This is a genomic window from Kribbella catacumbae DSM 19601 (assembly GCF_000372465.1).
In the GTDB taxonomy this organism is placed as follows: domain Bacteria; phylum Actinomycetota; class Actinomycetes; order Propionibacteriales; family Kribbellaceae; genus Kribbella; species Kribbella catacumbae.
In genome coordinates this window covers 16,878-31,632 of record NZ_AQUZ01000014.1, presented here as the reverse complement: position 1 = coordinate 31,632, position 14,755 = coordinate 16,878, and the positions used below count along the sequence as shown (strand labels likewise).

Sequence of the window (14,755 nt, the reverse complement as noted above, 5' to 3'; positions counted from 1 at the left end):
AAGTTCAACGAGCCGGGGCCCGTCGAGGCTACGGACGACCTGTCAGCCGACGATCAGGCTCATCGCCTCGGCCCGGGTGACCGGGTTGCGGAGCTGGCCGCGGACCGCCGAGGTGATCGTCTTGGCGCCCGGTTTCCGGACGCCGCGCATCGTCATGCACAGGTGCTCGCACTCGATCACGACGATCACGCCGCGCGGCTTCAGCAACTCCACCAGCGACTCCGCGACCTGGGTCGTCAGCCGCTCCTGGACCTGCGGGCGCTTGGCGTAGACATCCACCAGCCGGGCCAGCTTCGACAGCCCGGTGATCCGCCCGTCATCGCCCGGAATGTAGCCGACATGAGCCACCCCGGTGAATGGGACCAAATGATGTTCGCAGAGGGACCAGACCTCGATGTCCTTGACCAGGATCAGTTCGTCGTGGCTCAGCTCGAACGTGGTGGTGAGGACGTCTTCGGCGGCCTGCCCCAGCCCGGCCGCGATCTCGGCGTACGAGCGCGCGACCCGGTCCGGGGTTTCCTTCAGGCCTTCTCGATCCGGGTCCTCGCCGATCGCGATCAGCAGCTCCCGGATCGCGGCCGCGGCCCGGTCGTGATCGAATTTCGGCGAGGTCACCGACTACTCCACTGGCGGAGTAGGTCCACCACCGTAGTTCGGGCCCTTGGCGGCCTCGTCCGGGCCGACCGAGCCACCGGGGATGACGTCGGACAGCGAGCCGTTCTGCTCACCGGCGGTCGGCAATGGCATCACCGGCGGCTGCTCGGACGGCACCCGGGTCGAGGACCCGGTCCAGGACGGCCGCATGTCGCGCTTCTGGATCGGCTCGAACACCCGGGCGATCTCCGCCTTGTCCAGGGTCTCCTTCTCGAGCAGCTCCTCGACCAGGGTGTCCAGCACCGCGCGGTTCTCGACCAGGATGTCGAAGGCCTCCTGGTGTGCGTTCAGGATCAGCTTGCCGACCTCCTCGTCGACCGCCGCGGCGATCTCCTCGGAGTAGTTGCGCTGGCTGCCCAGGTCGCGGCCCAGGAACGGCTCACCGGAGTCCCGGCCGTACTGGATCGCGCCGAGCCGCTCGGTCATGCCGTACTGCGTGACCATCGCCCGGGCGAGCGCGGATGCCTTCTCGATGTCGTTGCTGGCGCCCGTGGTCGGGTCGTGGAAGACCATCTCCTCGGCGGCGCGGCCACCGAGCATGTAGGCGAGCTTGTCGAGCATCTCCGACCGGGTGGTGGAGTACTTGTCCTCGTCGGGCAGCACCATCGTGTACCCCAGCGCGCGACCGCGCGGCAGGATCGTCACCTTGTGCACCGGGTCGGAGTGCGGTAGCGCCGCGGCCACCAGGGCGTGCCCGCCCTCGTGGTACGCCGTCAGCACCTTCTCCTTGTCCGACATCAGGCGGCTCCGGCGCTGCGGTCCGGCGATCACGCGGTCGATCGCCTCGTCGAGGGCGGACTTGTCGATCTGGCTCCTGTTCAGCCGGGCGGTCAGCAGGGCCGCCTCGTTCAGTACGTTGGCCAGGTCCGCGCCGGTGAAGCCAGGAGTCCGGCGGGCGACGGCGGTCAGGTCCGCGTCCTCCGACATCGGCTTGCCCCGGGCGTGCACCTTCAGGATCTTGTCGCGGCCCGGCAGGTCCGGCGCGTCGACCGGGATCTGCCGGTCGAACCGGCCCGGCCGCAGCAGCGCCGGGTCGAGCACGTCGGGACGGTTGGTCGCGGCGATCAGGATCACGCCGCCGCGGACGTCGAAGCCGTCCATCTCGACCAGCAACTGGTTCAGCGTCTGCTCGCGCTCGTCGTGGCCACCGCCGAGGCCGGCGCCACGATGCCGGCCGACGGCGTCGATCTCGTCGATGAAAATGATCGCGGGCGCGTTGGTCTTGGCCTGCTCGAACAGGTCGCGGACCCGGGAGGCACCGACACCGACGAACATCTCGACGAAGTCCGAACCGGAGATCGAGTAGAACGGCACGCCGGCCTCACCGGCGACTGCTCGGGCCAGCAGCGTCTTACCGGTACCGGGCTGACCGTAGAGCAGCACGCCCTTGGGGATCTTCGCTCCGACCGCCTGGAACTTGCCCGGCTCCTGCAGGAACTCCTTGATCTCGCCGAGTTCCTCGATCGCCTCGTCGGCCCCGGCCACGTCCGCGAAGGTCGTCTTCGGGGTGTCCTTGCTGACCAGCTTGGCCTTCGACTTGGCGAAACTCATCACCCGCGAGCCGCCGCCTTGCATCGAGTTCATCAAGAAGATGAAGACGACCGCGATCAGCAGGAACGGGATCAGCGTCGAGAACACCTGTCCGATGAAGCTCGGCTTGGGGTTCTCCACGTCGTACTTCTCGATCTTCTTGTCGATGAACAGACCCTGCAGATCGTTACCGAGCCCGTTGGCCTGACCGTCGACCCAGTAGGCCCGGACCTTGGTGCCGTCGGTCTTCTCAATCCGGATCTCCTGCTTGGGATCGATCAGCGTCACCGTCTTGATCGATTTGTCGCTCGAGGCCTTGGCTTCCTGGATCAGTTGCACCACCTTGCCGGTGGGCTCGGTCTTGTATCCGGTCGAGCCGGTCAGGAGCTGTCCGATCACCAGCACGCCCACGAAGGCCATGAGGATCCAGAAAATAGGTCCGCGGAAGATGCGCTTCACGTCCATGATCAGGGCTGGCGCCCCGTCCCTCCTAGCTCAGCAGGCCCGGGATAACGGCCTTGTGACGGTAATACCAGTCCAAGTGTCTCGTGCCGGGCAAGCGTGCCCACCACGAGGGTCACCGAACGACGGTACGACCCTGTCTACAGCCTGTCACCAAGCGCCTGACGGGTCAGCCCGTAAGGGTAGTCAGGAGTAGACGTGCGGGGCGAGCGTCGCCACGCAGCGCAGGTTGCGGTACTTCTCCGCGTAGTCGAGGCCGTAGCCGACCACGAACTCGTCCGGCAGCTCCAGTCCGACGTACTTCACCGGGACCGCCATCTTGGCCGCGTCCGGCTTGCGGAACGCGGTGCAGATCTCCAGCGAGGCGGGCTTGCGGGACTGCAGGTTGCTGACCAGCCAGGTCAGCGTCAGGCCGGTGTCGATGATGTCCTCGACGATCAGCACGTGCCGGTTGGTGATGTCGGTGTCCAGGTCCTTCTGGATCCGGACCACCCCGGACGACTTCGTTCCGGAGCCGTAGGAAGAGACCGCCATCCAGTCCATCTCGACACTGCGGCTGAACGAACGGGCGAGGTCGGCCATCACCATCACGGCGCCCCGCAGGACCCCGATGATCAGCAGGTCCTTGCCCTCGTAGTCCTGCTCGATCCGCCGGGCCAGCTCCTGTAACTTCGCCTGGATCTGCTCCTCGGTGAAGTGAATCTGGGCCAGGTCCTTCTCGATGTCCGACGCATCCACGAGCTCAGCCTGTCACACCTGCACCCAAGAAGAGGAATCCAGCCCTACGAACCGCGCGAACCCCTTGCGGGAGGTCGATCCAGCGCTGGCCGCGCCAGTCGGTGATGAGCGCGTCGACCGCCGCGACGTGTCCCGCGCTGAGGTCATTGGCACGGCAACCAGCTTCCAGGGCTGCCTGCCGTAGTACTCGGGTCCGGAGTGCCGTGGGCTCCCCCTCCAGCGCCCCGACGTCGCAGACCACTTCCGACTCGGCATGCCGTACGGCGGTCTCTGCCAGGTCAGCAGCCAGTACGTCGAGCGCGTCCGCGTCGGCGCGCAACAGCCCCGCAGTACGGGCCAGTGCTTCCGTCACGCCGGGCCCTAGCGCCTCTTCCAGTACCGGTAACACCTCGTGACGCACCCGGACCCGCCTGTACTGCGGGTCGTCGTTGTGCGGGTCGTGCCACGGGCGCAGACCCGACGCGATGCAGGCGGCGGCCGTAGTACTCCGGGGGACCTCCAGCAGCGGTCGACGGAGCAGCCCGGCCACTGGTGCCATCCCGGCTAGTGAGCGGGCGCCCGAACCACGGGCAAGACCGAGCAGGACGGTCTCTGCCTGGTCGTCGCGGGTGTGAGCCAGCAGGACGACGTCTGCGCCAAGCTCGTCGGCCGCAGCCCGCAGGGCGTCGTACCGGGCTGTCCTGGCGGCTCCCTCGGGTCCCCCGTCAGTCCCGACCTCTACTGCCCGCACCTGCACCGGCTCGAGCCCCAAGCCTCGACACTGCTCAGCAGCTATCTCCGCAGTCTGCTTGGAACCCACCTGAAGCCCGTGGTCGACAACCACAGCTCCAGCGGTCACTCCAAGCTTCGGAGCCTCGAAGGCGGTCGCTGCCGCCAACGCCAACGAGTCAGCCCCGCCGGAGCAGGCAACCAGCACAGTCGTCCCGTGCGGCAAGTCGGCCAGCGCGCTACGCACGGCCTCGCGCACCCGCGCTACAGAGGGGTGCAGGCGAGCCCGCGGCGCAGCGGGCTCGCCATGCCCTCCTTCAGCCGTGGAGTCTGGTGATCCAGGCATCGGGGTTGGCGATCTCGTTCTTGGTGGGAAGCGTGTTGGGCCCGGTCCAGATCCGGTTGAAGCCGTCCATCCCGACACGGTCCACCACTTGCCGGACGAAGGCGGCACCGTCCTGGTACTGCCGCATCTTCGCGTCCAGCCCGAGCAGCCGCTTCAGCAACTGGTCGAGCGGGCTGCCGCCCGTCCGGCGCGAGGTGAATTTGGACCGGATCGTGTCGACGGTCGGGATCACACTCGGCCCGACACCGTCCATCACGAAGTCCGCGTGCCCTTCCAGCAACGACATCACCGCCGTCAGCCGGTCCAGCACCGCCCGCTGCTCCGGCGACTGCATGAGGTCGACCAGGCTCAGCTCGGCCTCGCCCTTCACCGACCGCCCCAGCCGCTGCACGGCCTCCCGGAACATCGCCGCGTACGCCGACGCGTCCAGCTCCGCCTGATCCAGGAACAACGCGATCTCCGACCGCAGGTGATCCCGCAGCCACGGTACGGCGGTGAACTGCACCCGGTGCGTCTCCTCGTGCAGGCAGACCCACAACCGGAAGTCCCGCGGCACTACGCCCAGCTCGGACTCCACGTGCATGACGTTCGGCGCGACGAGCAGCAGCCGCCCGGTCAGGTCGGGACGAGCCGGGTCAGGCTCCGACGGGTAGAACGGATCGAACTGCCCGAGCACCCGGGAAGAGAGGAAGGCCAGTAGTGCGCCGGCCTCGATGGCGGTGACGCGGGAGCCGACAGCGGACGACAGCCCGCCGGTGCGCTCCTGCTTCTCCCGCAGCTTGTCGGCCAGCGGCTTCAACACGGTCCTGAACCCGTCAGCGTTAGCCTGCACCCAGCCCGGGCGGTCCACGATCACCACGGGCGCCGTGGCGGAGGTCGCCTGGAGCCCGGTGAAGTCCCGCACGTGGTGCTCCGAGTCGGCCGCGAACTGCCGCAGCTCGGCCACCACCTGGTCCGCTTCGGCTCGACTGACCGCCGGCCCCGGCCGGAGCAGCTTGCGAGCCACACCTGTCGCCAGCTGCCAGTCGACCATCTCAGCCGCGGTACTACCTTCAGCCGTACTCATACATCGACCCTAGTGGCATGTCCCAACATGCGCCTTGTCGTGTGTCTGGTCCTGCGCCCTGTGCTGCACATGGTCAGCAGCCGCAGGCAGCCAGTGCGGCTGCTGCCCGGTCCAGCGCCGCGCGGGCGTCCAGCGCCTTGGCTGCTGGGGAGCTGTCCGTGGCTACTGCGAAGACCAGCAGGGTCCCCGCCTTGTCCCGGACATAGCCGGCCAGCGAGTGGACGCTGGTGAGAGTGCCTGTCTTCGCCCGAACCATCCCAGTGCCGGCAGCAGTCCCCGGGCCCGCGAAGCGCTCTTCGAGGCTCCCGTTGAACCCAGCAACGGGCAGCCCGGTCAGCAGGTGCCGCAACTGCGGCTTGTCCTCAGCGGTCGCCACCCGAACAGCCCCAGCCAGTACGTCGAGCGGCACCAGGTTCGTGCGGGACAGGCCGCTGCCGTCCTCGAACCGCGCCTTGCTGACATCCAGACCGAGCTTGGTGAGTGTGGCGCGCAGCCCGGCGAGACCGCCTGCATAGGAGCCACCGTTCTTGGTCGCCAGCCCGACGTGCCGCAGTAGTACCTCAGCGCCGTCGTTGTCGCTGTGCAGGTTGACGTGCTCGACGAGATCCCCGAGCGTCGCCGAGTCCACCTGAGCGACAGCCGTAGCACCGGCCGGAGCTACTACCGGCTTGAGCCCGGTCGCCTTGATCCCCAGGGTCCGCAGCTCGGCCGCGAACGCTGTCGCTGCCGCCAGGGCCGGCGAGTCAGCCCGTTTCGCCATGCCAGGAGTCAGGCGCCCCTGGTTCACCCAGAGCGCCGACGTCCGAGCAGCGATGCCCTCGGTGAGGTAGTTCGGCTCCCACTTGGCGTTGGCCGCAGGGCCGGTGAAAAGGCTCGCGTCGTACCCGAGCGTGACGCTGGCCACTCCAGCAGCGCGCAGCGCCTTCGCAGTACTGGCTGCGAGGTCCTGGAGGGAGGCGCGGGCCGGGAAGGCCAGTGGGTCCTTCGGCCGCTTGGTCACCAGCAGCGGGTCGCCGCCGCCGACCAGGACGATCGAGCTGCCGGAGCGCACCACCTTCGTCGTGAAGCGGTGGTCCGGGCCGAGGGCCTCCAGTGCCGAGACGGTCGTCAGGAGCTTCATCGTCGACGCAGGGACGAACGGACGCGCAGTACCGACCGAGAAGACCGGCTTGCCGCGTGACGCGTCGTACACGTAGATACCGAAGTGCTTGCCGAGCGACGGGTCCTTCAGAACAGCTGCCAGTGCCCTCTGTACTCCGGCGGCGGTCGGCGCGGCTCCCTCTGTCTTGGCAGGCTCGAGTACTAGCGGTGCTGCAGCGGTACCGCTCTGCGACGAGACGGGTGCAGCTTGCGCACCACCGACCAGCCCGGCCAGTACGCCGGCGGTCAGCAGCGTGACGAAGACCGCACGGGGAGGACGGGCCACCTGGCTGCTCCTGTCATTTCATCGGTCCGAACCGTGACAGTATCTGCCGTATGGAGTTCGACGTCTTCATCGAGATCCCCAAGGGCACCCGCAACAAGTACGAGCTGGACCATGTGACGAACCGATTGCGGCTCGACCGCACCCTGTTCACGGCGACTCAGTACCCGTCCGACTACGGGTTCATCGAGGACACCCTGGGCCAGGACGGCGACCCGCTGGACGCGCTCGTGCTGCTGCCCGAGCCGACCTTCCCGGGCTGCCTGATCAAGGCCCGGGCGATCGGCATGTTCCGGATGACCGACGAGAAGGGCCCGGACGACAAGGTCCTCTGCGTCCCGGCCGGTGACCCGCGCCAGGAGCACCTGCGCGACATCCACCACGTGCCGGAGTTCGACCGGCTGGAGATCCAGCACTTCTTCGAGGTCTACAAGGACCTCGAGCCGGGCAAGTCCGTCGAGGGCGCCACCTGGGTCGGCCGCGCCGACGCCGAGGCCGAGATCACCGCCTCCTTCGCGCGACTGAAGACCGAGCACCACTAGAGCCTGCTGCAACTAGCTGCAGGCACTCTGCCGCTTGCACTCCGCAGCCGGTAGGTTCCGCACCGTCAGGCACCCCGACGGAAGGACCGCCCATGCCGAGCCGGACCACCAAGCGACAGCCGACCAGGTCGGGGCTGAGCCTGCGGGGGCTAACTGCCGCCGGAGCAGGGCTACTGCTGCTCGCCGGCATCACCACCCCTGCGACCGCGGCGGCCCCCTCCACCGCCAGCGAAGCGGTTCGCTCGATCACCTGGGCTCCCTGCCCTGAGGTGCCTGCTATCTCCTGCGGCAAGATCACTCTGCCGGTCGACTGGAGCAAGCCCGACGGCGCGACCTTCGTGCTGGCGCTGGCCAAGCGGCCGGCCGACGACCCCGCCACCTCCAAGGGCCCGCTGTTCATCAACCCCGGCGGTCCTGGCGGCTCTGGCGTCGGCATGGCTCTGGCCGCGACCGCCCGCTTCAGCCCAGAGATCCTCCGCAGCTTCGACATCATCGGCATCGACCCCCGCGGCGTCGCCCGCAGCCACCCGGTGGTCTGCTCGGCCGACGCCTTGTCCCAGCCCGGCGAGACGATACTGCCGCGATCCAGCGCGGAGTACGCAGCCCTGGTGAAGTTCAACCGCCAACTGGCCGCCGACTGCCGCCAGCAGACCGGGCCGCTCTACGACCACGTCGACTCCATCTCTGTCGCCCGCGATGTCGACGCGGTCCGCGCCGCGCTCGGTGCCGACAAGCTCAACTGGTACGGCGCGTCGTACGGGACTCTGATGGGCCAGATGTACGCCGAGCTCTTCCCGCACCGCATCCGCTCGATGGTCAACGACGGCAATATGGACCACAGCCTCGGCACCTGGCGCTTCCTGCTCAGCGAGAGCGGCTTCGCCGAGGACGCGTTCCAGCAGTTCGTCGACTGGTGTGGCAAGAGCACCAACTGCGCCCTGCACGGCCAAGACGTCTCCAAGGTGTACGCCGAGCTACTGGCGAAGGCCGACGCCGGCACCCTGGTCGACCCGGCCGACGGCAGCAAGGTGAGCACTTGGTACCTGCTCGACCTCACTCAGTTCTTCTTCAGCCGCCCGCGCTGGGTGCAGCTCGGTGAGTACCTCAGCTCCCTCCACACCGGTACGCCGTCCGCCGTCGCGCGCACTGCCCGTGCGGAGCTCACCGCAACCCGGCAGCCCGCAGTACCGGCTGCTGCTAAGCGCAGTGCGAGCAATGTCGAGTTGGTGGAGGATGTGCGGCCGCAGTTCTGCCAGGACTGGTCGCTGCCGATCCACGGGTACGCCGAGCTGGACGCCTTGTACCGAACCAGCCTGAAGGTGGCTCCGCGGATGCGTGCGTCCGTACTGGCGCTGCAGTCGATGACCCAGTGCATCGGCTGGCCGGGCAAGGTCAACAACCCTCAGCACCGGCTCGACGTGGAAGGCGCGCCGACCATTCTGATGATGAACGGCCTCCACGACGCGGCCACTGGCTACTCCTGGGCCGTCAGCGCCAGGCGTCAGCTGGGCAACGCAGTACTGGTCACCTACGAGGGCTCCGGCCACGTCGTCTACCACCGGACCGCCTGTACCCGCGCAGCAGCCGACAACTACTTCCTCAACCTGACAGTGCCGACCGCAGACACCCGCTGCGCAGCCAACGACCCCGCACTCGCTCCCCAGCGAACCGCCAAGGAGTTGGGCGCCGGCCGCTGGTGATCCCCACGCGGCCTCCGCCAGTCGCTCCTGCGTCAACCACTCCCACCCACCAGCCGGACCTCATGATGTTGGGTGGCGGGCCCGGACCGCCACCACTCACAAACCTGCTCTACACAGCCCAAGGCACGCCCATCCACGCCTGGCCAGGACCGGCCAGGCGAGGTTCGTGAGTGGCGGCGGTCCGGGCCCGACCACGGCATGCCGCACCCGCCCTTGCCGAGCGGGCGACGGAGGAGCCTGCGATCGGGGCGACGGAGGAGCCTGCGATCGGGGCGGCGGCAAGACCTTCGACCAAGGCCTGCAGGCACTCGCACCACTCGGCCGGATGGTCACGTACGCGCGATCAGCGGCGAACTCCCAACGGTCCCCGCGAGCAGCCTCTTCAGCCTGAAGTCCGTCACCGGCGTCTCCATGCTCGCTTGGCGAGCCGCCCGCCCGGCCGAAGCGAAAGCCGACATCGCCCAAGTCGCCCGCCTCTAGCGGTCCGGCGCACTCCGCCCCGTCACGCACACCCAGTTCTCTCTCGCCGAGGTCAGCCAGCTCCACAAGGTGCTCGACAGCCGCACCAACCTCGGCCGCCTGATCGCGATGACCTAAGCCTCTACCAACCGATCAGTGAGTACGACGTCGGCGCCGCCCGGTCCGAGAGCGAACTGGCGCCACTGTGGGTCAACGCCAGCTCGCCGGGCTGGGTGGTCGCGGGTAAAACGACACCAGCCGCGATGGCGCGCCGCCTGCCACCCGTCCGGATCCAGGACATCGCGGACGCGATCATCCCCAAGCCACGCAAAGCGTTCATCACTCACACCGTCCTGCGCGCCGACGGGCGGACACCGGCTGGTCTAGTCGTTCACGAGCTGAGCTGCCTCACGCTGTACTGCCTCACGATGGGCCGGCGGCCCGTGCTCAGGGCCGGCCGAAGAAGTCTGGTGTCTCCCAGTAGTAGACGCTGTCGATCGTCACCGGCCGGCCGGCCCGCGGCGCGTGCACCATCCGGCCACCGCCGAGGTACATCGCGACGTGGAAGATCCTGCCGGGGTCGCCCGCGACCTCGGACCAGAAGATCAGGTCGCCGGGCCGCAGCTCGTCCTCGGAGATGTGCTTGACCTGCTCGTACTGCGCGACGCTGTAGTGCGGCAACTGAACTCCGCCGCGCTTCCAAGCGCCCATCGTCAGACCCGAGCAGTCCCAGGCGTTCGGACCGGCCGCCGCCCAGATGTAGGGGTCGCCCAGCTGCGAGAGCGCGAAGTCGATGGCGGCTCGGGCGCCGCGCGAGTTGCGCCCGGAGCCACCATCGTCCCGCTTTCCGCCGGTGCCCTTGTCGGGCCGGTGCTTCTTCGGCGGCTTCTTGCTGTCGTTCTTGTCGTTCTTCTCCTCGCGTTCCTTCCGGGCGGCCTCCTCGCGAGCCTCCCGGGCGGCATCTTCGCGAGCCTCCCGGGCTTCGCGAGCACGGTCGGCGGCTTCCCGGGCGGCGATCCGCTTGCGCAGCTCCTCCGCCTTCTTCGCGGCCAGCGCCGCGGCCCGCTGCCGGGCCAGCTCTTCCAGCCCGCGCTGCCGCTGCTCGGCCACCTTGACCGAGGTGTTGCGCAAGGTGGCGAGCTGAGCGATCTGCTGCTTGCGCTGTACGCCGATCGACGTGACCGCCGCCCGCTGCTCGGCCTCCGCTGCCTCAGCGGCCGCCTTGGCCTTCGCTGCCTCGTCGCTCGCGGCCTTCACCTTGGTGACGGCCTGATCCTTCTGCATCTTGAAGGCGTTGCTGACCACCTGCGACGCCGTGTAGCGCAGGTACGAGCCTTGCATCGCCTGCGACACCGAACGAGCAGCACCGGCGGAGTCGAGCAGCTGCTGCGGACCTTCCGCGGTGAACAGCGGCCCGATCTTGGCGAGGTCACCGCCACCCTGGTACGACGCTGCCGCAAAGCGGCCGATCTGCTGCCGCTGGGCGGTCAAGGTCTTCTCGGCTCTGGCGGCCCGGTCCGCGGCGGCCTTGGCCTCGCCCTGCGCCTGCTGAAGCCGGTACATCGCGCCGTTGTAGATCTCGCCGGCCTTGGCCGCCTGGAGACCGAGCTGCTCGAGCCGGGCACTCGCGCCGGCGAGCTGCTGCTCGATCGCGGCCACCTGGGCGGCCTTCGCGGCGGCCGCCTTCTTCGCGGCGTCGACAGTGGACTGAGACGGAATGACCGGCGGCTTGGGATCAGCCTGGGCCGGAACGGTGATCAGGGCCATAGTGCCGGCCAAGGAGACCGCGAGCACTCCGGAGAGCAGTGCTCTACCGGTCTTCCCAGTGCCCGTGTCCCGCTTGCCGGACGTGGCCCCGGAGGGCGTCCGCATCGGGTTCAACCTTTCCGCCGGTCACGAACCCCTTCCCCAGGGTTCGTGATCTTTTGGTCCTGCTGGACCACATACGTGACACTAGTTGCCTACAGCCCCATTGGGAACACCTTTCACACTAATAACTTTGTTGCACGTGCGTGTCGGCTTGACAAACTACAAGCTTGTAATTCGCGCGCGGCAAAACCGGCGCCCACCTTCCACAGGTGGACGCCGGTCTGGTGGAGCTGAGAATTACCGCAGGACGTAGCTGCCGGTGACCGGGAGATGGTCGGAGGCGTTGGTACTGATCACCTCGGCGCCGGTCGGCCGGATCTTCGCGGAGTGCAGGAGGTAGTCGATCCGGGCGGTCGGGTTCTCGACCGGGATGGTGTAGCCGGGGCCGGCCCCGACCGCGTCCCAGGTGTCGGGCCAGACCTCGGTCAGCATGGTGATCTCCGGCGTCGTCGGGCGAGCGTTCAGGTCACCGACGAGCATCGTCGCGGTCTTCGAGCCGGCCAGCAGCTCGACCACTTTCTTCGACTGCTCGAGCCGCTCTTCGTTGTTGTTGTGGGTCAGGTGCGTGTTCGCGAACCGCAGGTCGACTCCGCGCACCTTGATCGTCGCCACCGCCAGCCCACGCTGCTCACCGGCCGGGTAGCGCGGCAGGAAGGTGTTCTTGAAGGACTTGATCGGGTACTTCGACAGCACCGCCGTGCCGTACTGCCGACGGGGCTCACCCGGGTTGAGCGGCGGCAGGTCGAGGTTCGCCGCGTAGGCATAGTGCATCTTCAGCCGCTTCGCGAACCACGCCGCCTGGTTCTCCCACTTGCTGCGCTCGCTCCAGTGGTTGTCGACCTCCTGCAGCCCGACCACCTCCGCGCCGGCCTTCTCGATCACCAGCGCGATCCGCTCGAGATCCAGTACGCCGTCGGTACCCGCGCCGTGGTGGATGTTGTAGGTCATCACCTTCAGCGGGCGACCCGGCCGGTTGTCCTCGTGCCCGGGATTCGCGGCGGCAGCCGTCGGCAACACCATCAGCAGCCCCACGCAGGTAGCCAGCAGTCGCTTCGGAAGTTTGCGCATGCCTTCATCCTGTCCAGAGCTGGCCGACTCCCGCACGACAGACGGGTGTCGGCCAGCTGAATTCGCGGCTTAGTGGCCTTGGGCCAGCCGAACGACCAGACCCTTCGCGCCCGAGCCCCAGCATGCCGCCTTGGGACCGTGGCCGGCGCACTCCACGCTGTCGAGGTTCGCGTCGGAGAACTGCGACCAGCTGCGACCGCCGTCGAGGCTCACATCGCTACCGGACGGGCCGACCGCGACCACGGTGGCCGGCGTCCACGGCACGAAGGCTGAACCGCTGCGATACCCCTTCGGCGCCTTGTCGGCCGGGACGAGCTTCCAGCTGCGACCACCGTCGTACGTGATCGAGGCAGCCTTGATCGCCTCGGTCGGCTTCAGGAAGTCACCGCCGACAGCGACCCCGAAGAGCGGTCCGCGGAACGCCAGGCTGAAGATCCCGGCGGCCGCCCCACTGGCCATTGGCGAGTCGGTCACCTTCCAGGTCCGGCCGCCGTTGCTGGTCCGGAACACCCGCGGCCTGTCCCCGCCGCCGGTCGCGAACCACGCGGTCTGGCCCGGGCCGGCGACCAGGCAGGTCCCGCTCGCCGCGAAGGCGAACTCACCCGGCAACGCCGCCGGCATGCCCTTGGTCGACTGGACCTTCCAGGACTTGCCGCCGTCGGAGGTGGCCGCGATCCGGAACTTCCCGTCGACCGGGTCGCTCAGCGCGAGCCCATCACGCCCGTTGTTGAAGTCAAGACAGTCATAGAACGCGACCGGGTCGGTGTTGCGGAACGTCTCCGTCCAGGTCTTGCCGCCGTCAGCGGTCCGGAAGATCCGCGAGTCCTCGCCGGACCCGATCGCGAGGATCACCGCACGCTGCGCGTCGAAGGCCTCGACGTCACGGAACAGCAGCGTCTGGCCGGGCGGGCTGACGTTCTGCCACTGCTTGCCACCGTCAACGGTTCGCAGTACCTGCCCGTTACTCCCCGCGACCCACGCCACGTCCGCACTGACCGCGGCCAGCCCGCGGAACTGCGACGTACTCCCGGTCGGTTTCACATCCCACTTGTACTTCGGCTCAGGGTGGCCGGCCGCCTGGGCCGGTACGAGCTGGGACATGGCCAGCAAAACTCCAGCCGCGAGGGCGGCGATGCGCAGGGTCTTCATGCCCGGAAACGTAATACAAAGGCGAGGTCTTGCCGAGACCTCCGGCCACTGTCACTCTGAGCATCCATTTCAGAAGGAGCAGCAAACGATGAACGACTCTGTACTCACCTCGGTGCTGCTGCCGATCGCCCTCGCGATCATCATGCTCGGGCTCGGCCTGACCCTGACGGTCGCCGACTTCACCCGGGTACTGCGGATGCCCCGGGCCGTCATCGTTGCACTGGGCACCCAGGTGCTCCTGTTGCCGGCGATCTGCTTCGGTCTGGTGAAGCTCTTCGACCTGGCTCCCGCGCTGGCCGTCGGGATGATGCTGCTGGCGGCCTCCCCCGGCGGCACCACGGCCAACCTCTTCAGCCACCTGGCCGGCGGCGATGTCGCGCTCAACGTGACGCTGACCGCGGTGAACTCGGTCCTCGCCGTGATCACCCTGCCGATCGTGGTCAACCTGTCGCTCGCGCACTTCGTCGGCGACGGCGAGATCGGCTTGCAACCGGCGAAGATGCTGCAGGTCTTCGCGATCGTGCTGGTCCCGGTCGCGCTGGGAATGCTGCTCCGCAACAAGAAGCCGGACTTCGCCGAGCGGATGTCCCGCCCGGTGAAGCTCGGCTCGATCCTCGTCCTGGCCCTGGTGGTCTTCGCCGCGATCTACACCGAACGCGACAACTTCCTCGACTACCTCGCGGCCGTCGGCGTGATCGCAGTCCTGCTGAACATCCTCAGCCTCGCCTTCGGGTACGTCGTCCCGAAGCTGGCCAAGCTCGGTGAGCGCCAGGCCATCGCCTGCTCGATGGAGATCGGCATCCACAACGCCACCCTGGCGCTCACCATCGCCCTCAGCCCTTCCCTGCTTGGCAACAGCGAGATGGCCATCCCAGTAGCCATCTACGGCATCGTCATGTTCATCCCCACCGCAGCCTTCGCCTTCTACCTCAGCCGCCGGTCAACCACGGACAAAAGCCGGCTAGGTACGAGCTGACCCGAGGATCAGGCCTCGTCGCCGCCTTCACCGTCCAGTGCCTGGGCTCTCCTGACGCCGCTTGT

The 14,755-nt window shown here is 68.1% G+C and carries 13 protein-coding genes; 3 read left to right on the top strand and 10 right to left on the bottom strand.

What is annotated here, in order from left to right; all coding sequences use genetic code 11:
• Nucleotides 1-42 precede the first annotated feature (42 nt).
• From folE to dacB, 6 genes are all read right to left on the bottom strand, one after another.
• A complete protein-coding gene (gene folE, locus A3ES_RS0116460) occupies nt 43-615 on the bottom strand; it encodes a GTP cyclohydrolase I FolE (protein WP_020387937.1) in 573 nt (190 codons plus the stop codon).
• A gap of 3 nt (nt 616-618) precedes the next feature.
• Nucleotides 619-2,649, bottom strand: a complete 2,031-nt coding sequence (ftsH, locus tag A3ES_RS0116455) for an ATP-dependent zinc metalloprotease FtsH (RefSeq protein ID WP_020387936.1) — start codon at nt 2,647-2,649, stop codon at nt 619-621.
• Nucleotides 2,650-2,832: 183 nt separating this feature from the next.
• Entirely contained in the window at nt 2,833-3,384 is a 552-nt protein-coding gene (gene hpt, locus A3ES_RS0116450) for a hypoxanthine phosphoribosyltransferase (protein WP_020387935.1), read from the bottom strand.
• 4 nt (nt 3,385-3,388) lie between these two features.
• Complete coding sequence (gene tilS, locus A3ES_RS0116445) at nt 3,389-4,438, bottom strand: tRNA lysidine(34) synthetase TilS (protein ID WP_026162921.1); 1,050 nt, start codon at nt 4,436-4,438, stop codon at nt 3,389-3,391.
• The gene (locus A3ES_RS0116440; RefSeq protein WP_026162920.1) at nt 4,410-5,504 is read right to left on the bottom strand and encodes a zinc-dependent metalloprotease; all 1,095 of its coding nucleotides are present in this window, start codon (nt 5,502-5,504) and stop codon (nt 4,410-4,412) included. The genes tilS and A3ES_RS0116440 overlap by 29 nt, the downstream gene beginning before the upstream one ends.
• A 73-nt stretch (nt 5,505-5,577) precedes the next feature.
• Nucleotides 5,578-6,930, bottom strand: a complete 1,353-nt coding sequence (dacB, locus tag A3ES_RS0116435; protein WP_020387932.1) for a D-alanyl-D-alanine carboxypeptidase/D-alanyl-D-alanine endopeptidase — start codon at nt 6,928-6,930, stop codon at nt 5,578-5,580.
• A gap of 50 nt (nt 6,931-6,980) precedes the next feature.
• Between dacB and A3ES_RS0116430 the strand changes: the two genes are divergently transcribed.
• Both A3ES_RS0116430 and A3ES_RS0116425 read left to right on the top strand, forming a co-directional pair.
• Entirely contained in the window at nt 6,981-7,469 is a 489-nt protein-coding gene (locus A3ES_RS0116430) for an inorganic diphosphatase (RefSeq protein ID WP_020387931.1), read from the top strand.
• A gap of 92 nt (nt 7,470-7,561) precedes the next feature.
• Nucleotides 7,562-9,169, top strand: coding sequence for an alpha/beta hydrolase (locus tag A3ES_RS0116425; protein ID WP_020387930.1), 1,608 nt, complete (start codon nt 7,562-7,564; stop codon nt 9,167-9,169).
• Between the two features lie 601 nt (nt 9,170-9,770).
• Here the strand turns inward: A3ES_RS0116425 and A3ES_RS54055 are convergent.
• From A3ES_RS54055 to A3ES_RS0116400, 4 genes are all read right to left on the bottom strand, one after another.
• A complete protein-coding gene (locus A3ES_RS54055; RefSeq protein WP_157630560.1) occupies nt 9,771-9,968 on the bottom strand; it encodes a hypothetical protein in 198 nt (65 codons plus the stop codon).
• 107 nt (nt 9,969-10,075) lie between these two features.
• Entirely contained in the window at nt 10,076-11,500 is a 1,425-nt protein-coding gene (locus A3ES_RS0116410) for a C40 family peptidase (protein WP_020387927.1), read from the bottom strand.
• A gap of 234 nt (nt 11,501-11,734) precedes the next feature.
• The gene (locus A3ES_RS0116405; RefSeq protein WP_020387926.1) at nt 11,735-12,565 is read right to left on the bottom strand and encodes an endonuclease/exonuclease/phosphatase family protein; all 831 of its coding nucleotides are present in this window, start codon (nt 12,563-12,565) and stop codon (nt 11,735-11,737) included.
• Between the two features lie 69 nt (nt 12,566-12,634).
• Nucleotides 12,635-13,714, bottom strand: a complete 1,080-nt coding sequence (locus A3ES_RS0116400) for a WD40/YVTN/BNR-like repeat-containing protein (protein WP_020387925.1) — start codon at nt 13,712-13,714, stop codon at nt 12,635-12,637.
• An 88-nt stretch (nt 13,715-13,802) separates the two neighbouring features.
• On the opposite strand from A3ES_RS0116400, the gene A3ES_RS0116395 reads away from it, so the two are divergent.
• Nucleotides 13,803-14,690 (top strand): bile acid:sodium symporter family protein, encoded by an 888-nt coding sequence (locus tag A3ES_RS0116395; protein WP_020387924.1) that lies wholly within the window; start codon nt 13,803-13,805, stop codon nt 14,688-14,690.
• Nucleotides 14,691-14,755 lie beyond the last annotated feature (65 nt).

Coding starts and splice junctions, on each gene's coding strand:
- ftsH (WP_020387936.1), bottom strand. CDS start 2,649: ATGGACGTGAAGCGCATCTTCCGCGGACCTATTTTCTGGATCCTCATG.
- A3ES_RS0116425 (WP_020387930.1), top strand. CDS start 7,562: ATGCCGAGCCGGACCACCAAGCGACAGCCGACCAGGTCGGGGCTGAGC.
- A3ES_RS54055 (WP_157630560.1), bottom strand. CDS start 9,968: ATGAACGCTTTGCGTGGCTTGGGGATGATCGCGTCCGCGATGTCCTGG.
- A3ES_RS0116400 (WP_020387925.1), bottom strand. CDS start 13,714: ATGAAGACCCTGCGCATCGCCGCCCTCGCGGCTGGAGTTTTGCTGGCC.
- A3ES_RS0116440 (WP_026162920.1), bottom strand. CDS start 5,504: ATGAGTACGGCTGAAGGTAGTACCGCGGCTGAGATGGTCGACTGGCAG.
- A3ES_RS0116410 (WP_020387927.1), bottom strand. CDS start 11,500: ATGCGGACGCCCTCCGGGGCCACGTCCGGCAAGCGGGACACGGGCACT.
- A3ES_RS0116430 (WP_020387931.1), top strand. CDS start 6,981: ATGGAGTTCGACGTCTTCATCGAGATCCCCAAGGGCACCCGCAACAAG.
- A3ES_RS0116395 (WP_020387924.1), top strand. CDS start 13,803: ATGAACGACTCTGTACTCACCTCGGTGCTGCTGCCGATCGCCCTCGCG.
- A3ES_RS0116405 (WP_020387926.1), bottom strand. CDS start 12,565: ATGCGCAAACTTCCGAAGCGACTGCTGGCTACCTGCGTGGGGCTGCTG.
- tilS (WP_026162921.1), bottom strand. CDS start 4,438: ATGCCTGGATCACCAGACTCCACGGCTGAAGGAGGGCATGGCGAGCCC.